This is a genomic window from Parasynechococcus sp. (genome assembly GCF_042954245.1).
Lineage (GTDB): Bacteria > Cyanobacteriota > Cyanobacteriia > PCC-6307 > Cyanobiaceae > Parasynechococcus.
This window is the reverse complement of sequence record NZ_JBGKDP010000200.1, coordinates 1-9,887: the sequence shown is the minus strand read 5'-3', so window position 1 is coordinate 9,887 and position 9,887 is coordinate 1. Positions and strand designations below refer to the sequence as shown.

The following is a 9,887-nucleotide window of genomic DNA, read 5'->3' as shown; positions in this document are numbered from 1 at the left end:
CGGAGATCAACACCATTGCCGTTGGACATGGGCCGCTGTTGCGGCATCACCTCAGCCACTGGGTCAGCGACTACCGCGAGTGGAGTGGCCAGCGCAGTAAGGGCGAGAACTATGCCGCCGTCTGTTATCTAAGCCAGTACGGCTTCTCCGGTCAGATCAGCCTTGCCATTGCCCACGGCATCGGCAAGGCTGATACCCAGGTGCAGCTGGTGGACCTGCGGGCCACCGACCTCCAGGAACTCGCCGTCCTGATCGGCGATGCCAAGGCTGTTGTGGTGCCGACTTGGCCCGCAGAACCGGAGCCGGATCTCCAGGCTTCCATCGGCACCCTGCTGGCGGCCCTGCATCCCAAGCAACTGGTGGGGGTGTATGACGCCTTCGGCGGCAACGACGAACCGATCGATGCCGTCGCCGATCAATTACGCAGCCAGGGGCAGAAGCAAGCCTTCAGCCCTCTGCGGATCAAACAGCTGCCCCAGGGCAGCGACTACCAACGCTGTGAGGAATCCGGCACCGACCTCGGCCAGCTGCTGACCAAAGAGAAGACGATCGCGGCGATGAAAAGCCTCGATGGCAACCTCGACAAAGCCCTTGGTCGCATCAGCGGTGGCCTCTATGTGGTGACCGCCAGCCAGGGAGAGGACGAGTCGCAACGCCGCAGCGCCATGGTGGCCAGCTGGGTGAGCCAAGCCAGCTTCGCCCCACCGGGCCTGACCATCGCCGTCGCCAAAGACCGTGCGATCGAAGCCCTGATGCAGGTGGGCGACTGCTTCGTACTGAACGTTCTACGGCAGGACAACCACCAGCAACTGATGCGTCATTTCCTCAAGCGCTTCCCCCCCGGTGCCGATCGTTTCGCTGAGGTGAACGTGCTGGAGGGAACCGCCGATGGCGGCCCGGTGCTCACTGATGCTCTGGCGTTTCTGGGCTGCCGGGTGGAGCAGCGGATGGAGGGCCCCGACCACTGGATCATCTATGCCGTGGTGGAACAGGGCAACGTGGCCGATGCCGAGGCCAGCACCGCCGTACACCACCGCAAAGTGGGGAACCACTACTGATGAGCGTGACCAGCACCGCAACCACGCGTCGCACGATCCAGCTGCCGATCGACGATGGGGTCGTTGGTCTCCGCGGTCTGAGCCCCCAACGGCACCGCTTCGAACTGGAATACGCCCTGGAGCGGGGCAGCACCGCCAACAGTGTGTTGTTCGAGGCCGGAGATGGCGACCCTGCCGTGCTGGTCCACCCCCCGGGGGTGGCATACAGCGCGGCCTTTCTGCCGGTGCTTGCCGAAGCACTGCCCGGCAGCGACGCACCGCTGCTGGTGGTCGTGGGCCACGTCAACCCCAACCGCGTTGCCCTGCTGCGGGATCTGGCGGAGGCCTACGCCGGCCTGGAACTGATCGTCTCCAACCCCGGCGCCAAGTTGATCGAAGAGCTGTGGAGCCAACGCAAGCCGGCCCCTCCCGGTGAAACGAGCGAGCAACCACCACTGCCAGACCTACCGCCCCTGCGGGTGATCCGCCAGGAACAAACGCTTCCCCTCAACCATCAGCGCAGCTTGATGCTGCTGCCGGCACCAACCCCCCGCTGGCCAGGCGGGTTGCTGGCCTTCGAGGAAAGCCTGGGCCTGCTGATGAGCGATAAGTTCTTCAGTGCCCACCTCTGCACGGACAGCTGGGCTGAAAGCAGCCGCAGCAGCACCGAAGAAGAGCGCCGTCACTTCTATGACTGCCTGATGGCCCCCATGGCCCGTCAGGTGGATACCCTGGTGGAACGGCTCGAAGAGCTCGACATCCGCACCATCGCACCGGGCCATGGGCCGGCGATCGAAGCCAGTTGGCGCAGCCTGCTGAATGACTACCGCCGCTGGGGCGAAGGCCAGCAGAACGCCAGCCTGACGGTGGCCCTGCTGTTTGCCAGCGCCTACGGCAACACCGCAGCCATTGCTGATGCCCTGGCCCGCGGGGTCAGCCGCACCGGCATCCGAGTGAGCAGCTTGAACTGCGAATTCACCCCCGCCGATGAACTGGTGAGCACAATCCAGCAGGCCGACGCCGTGTTGATCGGCTCACCCACCCTGGGGGGCCATGCCCCCACACCGATCGTCTCGGCCCTGGGCACCTTGTTGGCAGAAGGGGATCGCAACAAGCCCGTGGGGGTGTTCGGCAGCTTCGGCTGGAGCGGCGAGGCGGTGGATCTGCTGGAAACGAAGCTGCGGGATGGCGGCTTCAGCTTTGGCTTCAAGCCGATCCGGGTGAAGTTCAGTCCGGATGCCGCGCGGGTGAAGGAGCTGGAGGAAACCGGCACCCGTTTCGCCCGCCAACTGCTGCAGAGTCAGAAACGGGCGCAACGGCGCAGTGCGGGGGGCTTGAGCGAAAGCCGCAGCGATCCAGCAGTGCTGGCCCTGGGCCGCGTGATCGGCTCCCTTTGCGTGCTCACCACACGCAAAGCCGATCTGAGCGGCGCCATGGTGGCCAGCTGGGTAAGTCAAGCCAGCTTCAATCCCCCCGGCATCACCGTGGCTGTGGCCAAGGACCGTGCCGTGGAAGCGCTGCTGCACAAGGGCGATCGCTTCGCCTTGAACGTGCTGGCCGAAGGGCGCGAAACCGCTCTGATGAAGCAGTTCCTGCAACCGTTCGAACCCGGTGCCGATCGCTTTGCGGGCCTTGAGTTGGACACCAGCCCCGCCGAACAGCCTTTGCTGCCGGATGCTCTGGCCTGGTTGGACGGCAAGGTGAGCCAGCGGATGGAATGCGGCGACCACTGGCTGATCTATGCCGAAGTGGATCGCGGCAGGGTGCTGGATGCGGAGGGCAGCACCGCAGTGCACCAACGCCGCAGCGGCGCCAACTACTGAGCTGGCAGCCTGAGCCGGCCACCCGAACCCTCGACTAACTCATACTCACTACGAGTTAGAACTAGGCTGGTGGAACGATCGCTGGTGCCATCGATGGACGTTTCCAAACCCTCCACCCACGCCAACCTCGAGGCCACTTTCGGCGGCGAGAGCATGGCCAACCGCAAATACCTGTTCTTTTCAGAAGTGGCCAAACAACTGGGCCACAAGGACCTGGCCAAGCTATTTCGTGACACCGCAGCGCAGTAAACGGAGCACGCCTCTGCCCACTTCCGCCTGCTGCACCCTGAGTTGGTGATGAGCCATCCGGAGCAGCTCAGCGACGAGGAGAAGCACGCCATTCTGAGCCGCTGCCTGGAGCTGGCCATTGAAGGCGAAACCTACGAGTACACAACGATGTATCCGGAATTTGCCGCCCAGGCCCGGCAGGACCGGGACAGTGGAGCCGAGGCGGAGTTCGCCGAGCAAAGCAGCGAATCCAAGGAGCATGCCGGCCTGTTCCGCACGGCCGCCAAGAACTTCGGCCTGCTGACCCCGATCGAGCAGCATCACGCCGAAACCTATGGCGTTGCCCTCGAGGCCCTGCAAGGCAAGGGCACAGCAGGCCAGGCCGATCAACCGATCCCGGGCAAGTGGATCTGCAAGGTGTGCTCGATGATCTACGACCCCGCCGAGGGGGATCCGGATTCCGACATCGCCCCAGGCACCCCCTTCGAGGCCATTTCCAACGATTGGCAGTGCGCAATCTGCGGCTCCCGCAAAGCCAGCTTCGTTCCCTACCGCGAAGCCGAATTGAAAACGGCCTGACGCCCTTGCACGATTCTATCAAGAGCCTTCGTCTCCATGCCCTCTCTGATCTCATCGTTCTGACAGCGAGCAATGGCAAGAATCTCAAGCTGGCGGAACGCTTCGTGCAGGCCGCAGCAGCTCAGAACGCCAGCGCCGAACTGATCGACCTCACGCAGCTCGACCTGCCTCTATTCACGCCGCGAGTCCAGGTAGCAGGGGCGGGTCCTGACCTGGCGCCCCTGCACGACCTGCTGCACCGAACCCCACGCTGGGTGATCTGCGCCCCGGAGTACAACGGCTCGATTCCGCCGTCGCTCACCAATGCCATTGCCTGGCTCTAGGTGACCGACGACGACTTCCGATCCCTGTTCAACGGACGGCCGATCGCCATGCCCACCTTCTCCGGCGGTGGCAGCATGGAACTGCCGGTGTCGCTGCGCATCCAGCTCACCCACCTCGGGGCCCAGGTGGTGGGGCGTCAGCTGCTGAGCAACCACGCCAAACCAGCACAGGACGACAGCATCAGCGACCTGGTGCAACGGCTTCTGGAGATGCAACCCCTCCAACTCTGAGTGCCCCATGCCCGGACGCCCCCCTCCAACACGTCAACCGTGATCCTGCGACCCGCAGACCAGCGCTTTCACAGCCAGCTGGACTGGCTCGATTCCTGGCACAGCTTTAATCAAGATCCGAACTGGATGGGCTTCGGCCCCCTGCGGGTGATCAACGACGACATCATCGGTGCAGGGAAGGGGTTCGGCATGCACTCCTACCGCGACATGGAAATCATCACGGTGATGGTGGAGGGGGCCCTGACCGATGCCGACTCGATGGGCAACAACGTGGTGCTGCGCGCCGGCGAGGTGCAGCGGATGAGTGCCGGCAGCGGCATCGTGCACAGCGAAATCAACCAAACCGGCGAGCCCTGCAGGCTGCTGCAGATCTGGATTGAGCCGGCACAGCTGGGCATCCAGCCCGCCGATGAGCAGAAACCCTTCGCGATCGGCGAGGGCTGGACGCCCCTAATTGAGCCAGACGCCTCCGGCGAGGCGGCGATGGCCATCGAACGTCGCGTGCGCCTCTGGCGTGCCCAGCCGCAACGTCAACAGCCATTGCCATTACCCGCCGCCAAGGAGCGATTGCTCTGGATTCAGGTGATTGATAGGGAGCTGACGCTCAACAGTGAAGGCTCCCCCGAGCAGTCGCTGCCGCGGGGCGATGGGCTGGGTCTGATCCAAGACGGATCAACGCAAGGCGAACTGGTCAGTCTTGGTGAACGCGCCGACGTGCTGCTGTTTGCCCTGGCATGAAGCAATCCGGAAAAGACTGGTGCAAGCGCGAAACACCAGTTTTATGCCCTGAAATGACGGAGTCACTTCCAAATAATCCCTAGAGTGATGGGATTCATGAACGGCCAGGAGGCCTCGGTGCGGTACCGCGGCTTTCTTTTGATGACTCAAACCAACCGGAGCTGGCTGGTGAGGCCGGAACGCAGGCCGACCTGCTCACTGGCCGACGTCAAAGGCCTGCTGGACTGGCGTCTTGCCCAGGAAGAATCTGAAATAGGCGTGGCCTGAACTCAGGCCGCTGCCGGCGGTGGGGTTGGATCGCCCACCGGTTGAAAAGGAAGCACCAAGGTGGCCCAGTGATCGGGCCGCTCAGGCCGGCTTCGACGGGAACGGCGGGTACCGAAAGGAACCCGAATCACGTTCGTTCCTTCAATTGACAAGGTGTGGCCGCGATTGAAGGCCGATTCCAAACCGTCCGGAAGTTGAGGAAGGGCAGGCCCTTCAACTCTGCTGAGCGCAGATTTCTTGTTGTTGTCCCGATCCATGGTGTCCCCCGACAGACGAATCAGTCGTCGAATAGTTTGACCGAACTCGCAAGGGCGATGAACGGAGTCAAGCCAATTTTTCCACTTTCAGTGAAAATTTACACGCTCTGAACCCCTTGCACCAGGGCTTCAAGCCGCCACAGCCACCGCTTCAACCGACGGACAGGTGCACACCAGGTTGCGATCACCAAAGGCGTTATCAATCCGTGCCACAGCGGGCCAAACCTTGCTCTCTTGCTGACCCTCCATCGGGAAAGCGGCCTGCTGACGGCTGTAGGGACGATCCCAATCATCCGCTGTAATGGCAGCCAGGGTGTGCGGAGCACGCTTCAGTGGGTTGTTCTGGGGATCGCTGGCACCGGTTTCAATGGCGCGAATCTCCTCGCGGATCGCCACCAGGGCGTCGGCGAAACGATCCAGCTCCGCCAGGCTTTCGCTTTCGGTGGGCTCCACCATCACCGTCCCCGCCACCGGCCAGCTGACGGTGGGCGCATGGAAGCCGTAGTCCATCAAACGCTTGGCGATGTCATCCACATCGATCCCCGCATCCCGTTTGAGCGGGCGCAGGTCAAGGATGCATTCGTGGGCTACCCGGCCGGTGCTGCCACGAAACAGCACGGGGTACGAGGCGTCGAGCCGATGGGCGAGGTAGTTGGCCGACAACAGCGCCACGGCACTGGCCTGCCGCAGGGCCTCCGCCCCCATCATCCGCAGGTACATCCAGCTGATCGGGAGGATGCTGGCGCTGCCGAGCGCTGCTGCGGACACAGGACCGATGGCCGATGCGGCGCCGGCCTGCAAGGGATGGCCCGGCAGGAAGGGGGCCAGATGCGCGGCCACACCAATCGGCCCCACTCCAGGACCACCGCCTCCATGGGGAATGCAGAAAGTCTTGTGCAGGTTGAGGTGGCAGACATCGGCACCAAAGGCACCGGGACGGCAAAGACCCACCTGGGCATTGAGGTTGGCCCCATCGAGGTACACCTGACCGCCGTGCTGATGCACCACCGAGCAGATCTCACGGATGCCTGTTTCAAACACGCCGTGGGTGGAGGGGTAGGTGACCATCAGCGCCGCCAGCCGATCGGCGTGCTCGGCCGCCTTCGCCGCCAGATCATGCTGATCGATGTTGCCCTCGTCATCACAGGCCACGGCCACCACCTTCAGGCCGGCCATCACGGCACTGGCAGGGTTGGTGCCATGGGCACTGGTCGGGATCAGACAGATGTCGCGATGGGCTTCACCGCGGGAGCGGTGCCAGGCGCGAATCACCAGCAGTCCTGCGTATTCCCCCTGGGAACCGGCATTGGGCTGTAACGACACCGCGGCAAAACCGGTCAGGGCAGCCAGCCATTGCTCAAGATCGTCGGCCAGACGGCGATAGCCCTGGGCCTGATCGGCTGGGGCAAAGGGATGCAACGCCGCAAACGCAGGCCAGCTCACCGGCTGTAGCTCAGCAGCGGCGTTGAGCTTCATGGTGCAGCTGCCCAACGGGATCATCCCGTGCACCAGCGACAGATCACGGCTCACCAACCGCTGGATGTAGCGCATCAGCTCCGATTCGCTGCGGTACTGGTGAAAGACCGGCTGGCTCAGCCAGGGTTGGCTGCGCTGAGGCAGGGAGAGGGACGGGGGCTGCTCAGCCTCAAGCTCCGGGGTGGCTTGACCGCAGGCCTCGGCCAGCAGTACGAGGAGGGCTTGCAACTCCTGTTGATCCGAAAGCTCATCGAGGCTGATGCCGAATCCGGTGGCGTCCGCCGGCGCTGCACCGTCGGGCAGCACCCGCAGATTGAAACCAGCCGCTGCGGCAGCGCAGTGCACAGCCGGTGCCGACGCACAACGGACGGTGACGGTGTCGAAACGATCAGCAAAATCTAGCGGATAGCCGAGGGCACGCAGGCCCCGCTCCAACTGGCTGCGCAGGCCAACAATGCGCTGGGCGATGGCCTGAAGACCGTCGGGCCCGTGGTGCACCGCATAAAACGAGGCCATCACCGCGAGCAGCACCTGAGCCGTGCAGATGTTGCTGGTGGCCTTGTCGCGACGGATGTGCTGCTCACGGGTTTGCAGCGCCAAGCGCAGGGCCGAGCGGCCTTCCGCATCCTTGGATTGCCCTACCAGACGGCCGGGGATCTGGCGCTTGTAGGCCTCAACCGTGGCGAAGAAGGCGGCGTGAGGACCACCAAATCCCATCGGCACCCCCAGGCGTTGGGTGCTTCCCACGGCAATGTCGGCCCCCAGGGATCCCACAGGCGCCATCAGGGTCTGCGCCAGAGGATCGATGGCCACGGTGGCCAAAGCACCGGCAGCATGGGCCGCTTTGATCACGGCGGTTGGATCCCAGAGGCATCCATCAGCACCAGGCAACTGCAGCAAAACGCCGAACACCGACGCATCGATCGGCGCCTTGACCGGGTCGATCCGCTCGAGGCTGATGCCGAGGGATTCGGCGCGGGTCTGCAGCACGGCCCAGGTTTGGGGCAGCACATTGGCGTCCACCAGGAACCGGGTCGCCTCAAGGCGACGGCACACCCCGAAGCTGAGGCTCATGGCCTCCGCGGCGGCGGTGGCTTCATCGAGCAGCGACGCGTTGGCGATCGGCAAGCCGGTGAGCTCACTGATCAGAGTTTGAAAGTTGAGCAGGGCCTCCAGACGTCCCTGGGCGATTTCCGCCTGGTACGGGGTGTAGGCGGTGTACCAGGCCGAATTTTCAAAAACGTGACGCTGAATCAGGGCCGGGGTTGCCGTGCCGTAGTAACCAAGCCCGATCAAGGAGCGACGTAGTGTGTTGGTCTCGCTCAACTGCTTCAGCTGCTGGAGGGCCTCCGCCTCTCCACAACCCTCGGGCAAGGCATCGACTGGCGGCAGGGGGTCAAGGATGTCGGAGGGCACGACATCAGCGATGAACTCTTGTAGATCGCTGTAGCCGAGGGCATTCAGCATGCGGAGTTGTTCCGCCTCGCTCGGGCCGATGTGCCGCTGCGAAAAAGGAGAAATCAACGTCGAATGCAGCAGCCCACGCGGAGATCGTAAGAGCGACGGCCCGAGGCTGATGTCAGCCGGCGTTGACCTTGGCGTCGTAGACCTCCGCGGTCATCAGGCTGTCGAGCTCGGAGGGGTCCGACGGACGCAAGACGAGAAGCCAGCCCTCGCCATGGGGATCGTTCTGCAGTTCCTCCGGACTGGCCAGCACCGCTTCATTGCGTTGCACCACCTCGCCAGCAATCGGTGTATACATGTCTTCCACGGCCTTCACCGACTCCACCGATCCGAAGCTGGTGCCCTTCGCCAGGCTGGCGCCCACATCCGGCAGATCCACGAACACGATGTCGCCCAGCTGATCAACGGCAAAGGCACTGATGCCCACCCGCACCAGCTCACCGTCGGCATTGGCGTACTCGTGGCTGTCGGCGAAGCGAAAAGAGTCGGGGAACGCGAACGCCATCGACGCAGTTTTAAGTGGTCCCAGTCTGCGGGAGATTGATCAGTCCTGCCGCATTGAGGTCACACAACGCACGGGAGAGGGCCAGGCGAATGTGGACGCGATGGGTGCCGCCCTGCACATAAAGGTTGAACGGTTCCCGCAACGGCGCATCGGCCGAAAATTCACTGGTAGAGCCATCGATGAACGTTCCCCCAGCCATCACCAGATCAGCGGCATAGCCCGGCATGGAGGCAGGCACCGGATCGAGGTACGCCCCGATCGGTGACATCGCCTGGAAGGCACGGCACACGACTTTGAGAACTTTCGGACTGCCCAGCCGCACCGCCTGAATCAAATCGCTGCGCACGGCCCTAGGCGTTGGATTGACGGGGAACCCCAGCCGCTCAAACACCCCCGCCACAAGATCGGCACCAATCAAGGCCTCCGACACCATCTGCGGTGCCAGGAAAAGCCCCTGCAGCACCAGACGCTGCAGGTCAAATCCCGTGCCGCCCTCACTGCCGATGCCCGGCGCCGTGAGCCGGCAGCAGGCCTGCTCCACCAGATCGGCACGTCCTGCGATGTAACCGCCGGTGGGGGCGATGGTGCCGCCGAGGTTCTTGATCAACGATCCAGCGATCAGATCCGCCCCAACCGCCGTCGGCTCCTGCTCCTGCACCAACTCGCCGTAGCAGTTGTCAACAAAAACAACACTCTCGGGCTGACGGTCATGGATGCGCCCACAAAGGCCGGCGATCTGCTCAACCGTGACTGACGGACGCCAGCTGTAGCCGCAACTGCGCTGGATCAGCACCATCCGGCAGGGCTTCTCCAGGGCTTGGCTCAACGCCGCCTCATCCACCGCCCCATCCGGCTCGAGATCGATCTCGTCGTAGGCAACCCCGAACTCTGCTAGGGAACCCTGGCCCTTGCCGCGAAGACCGATCACCTCCTCAAGAGTCTCGTAGGGACGACCCGTG

At 63.6% G+C, this 9,887-nt stretch carries 8 protein-coding genes and 2 pseudogenes; 6 read left to right on the top strand and 4 right to left on the bottom strand.

The window, feature by feature from the left end:
• From ACGVJ8_RS09100 to ACGVJ8_RS09075, 6 genes and pseudogenes are all read left to right on the top strand, one after another.
• Positions 1 to 1,058: flavin reductase (locus tag ACGVJ8_RS09100; protein ID WP_392347412.1), on the top strand; the 1,058-nt coding region annotated here is incomplete at its 5' end.
• Positions 1,058 to 2,860, top strand: coding sequence for a flavin reductase (locus ACGVJ8_RS09095; RefSeq protein WP_392347410.1), 1,803 nt, complete (start codon positions 1,058 to 1,060; stop codon positions 2,858 to 2,860). The genes ACGVJ8_RS09100 and ACGVJ8_RS09095, both read left to right, overlap by 1 nt.
• Before the next feature lie 93 nt (positions 2,861 to 2,953).
• Positions 2,954 to 3,667: pseudogene (locus ACGVJ8_RS09090) on the top strand (rubrerythrin family protein).
• A gap of 17 nt (positions 3,668 to 3,684) precedes the next feature.
• Positions 3,685 to 4,221, top strand: a pseudogene (locus ACGVJ8_RS09085) (NADPH-dependent FMN reductase).
• Between the two features lie 39 nt (positions 4,222 to 4,260).
• Positions 4,261 to 4,959 carry a pirin family protein gene (locus tag ACGVJ8_RS09080; protein WP_392347408.1) on the top strand — a complete coding sequence of 233 codons (699 nt, stop codon included), beginning with the start codon at positions 4,261 to 4,263 and terminating at the stop codon, positions 4,957 to 4,959.
• A gap of 87 nt (positions 4,960 to 5,046) precedes the next feature.
• Positions 5,047 to 5,226 carry a hypothetical protein gene (locus tag ACGVJ8_RS09075; protein WP_392347406.1) on the top strand — a complete coding sequence of 60 codons (180 nt, stop codon included), beginning with the start codon at positions 5,047 to 5,049 and terminating at the stop codon, positions 5,224 to 5,226.
• A gap of 2 nt (positions 5,227 to 5,228) precedes the next feature.
• On the opposite strand, the gene ACGVJ8_RS09070 is transcribed toward ACGVJ8_RS09075, so the two are convergent.
• The 4 genes from ACGVJ8_RS09070 to ACGVJ8_RS09055 form a co-directional block, all read right to left on the bottom strand.
• Positions 5,229 to 5,483, bottom strand: coding sequence for a hypothetical protein (locus ACGVJ8_RS09070; RefSeq protein ID WP_392347404.1), 255 nt, complete (start codon positions 5,481 to 5,483; stop codon positions 5,229 to 5,231).
• Positions 5,484 to 5,612: 129 nt separating this feature from the next.
• Positions 5,613 to 8,483, bottom strand: a complete 2,871-nt coding sequence (gene gcvP / locus ACGVJ8_RS09065) for an aminomethyl-transferring glycine dehydrogenase (RefSeq protein WP_392347402.1) — start codon at positions 8,481 to 8,483, stop codon at positions 5,613 to 5,615.
• Positions 8,484 to 8,538: 55 nt separating this feature from the next.
• On the bottom strand, positions 8,539 to 8,928 hold the full coding sequence (gcvH, locus tag ACGVJ8_RS09060) for a glycine cleavage system protein GcvH (protein ID WP_392347400.1): 390 nt from the start codon (positions 8,926 to 8,928) through the stop codon (positions 8,539 to 8,541).
• A gap of 10 nt (positions 8,929 to 8,938) precedes the next feature.
• On the bottom strand, positions 8,939 to 9,887 hold a 949-nt coding region (locus ACGVJ8_RS09055; RefSeq protein ID WP_392347398.1), incomplete at its 5' end, for a methionine gamma-lyase family protein.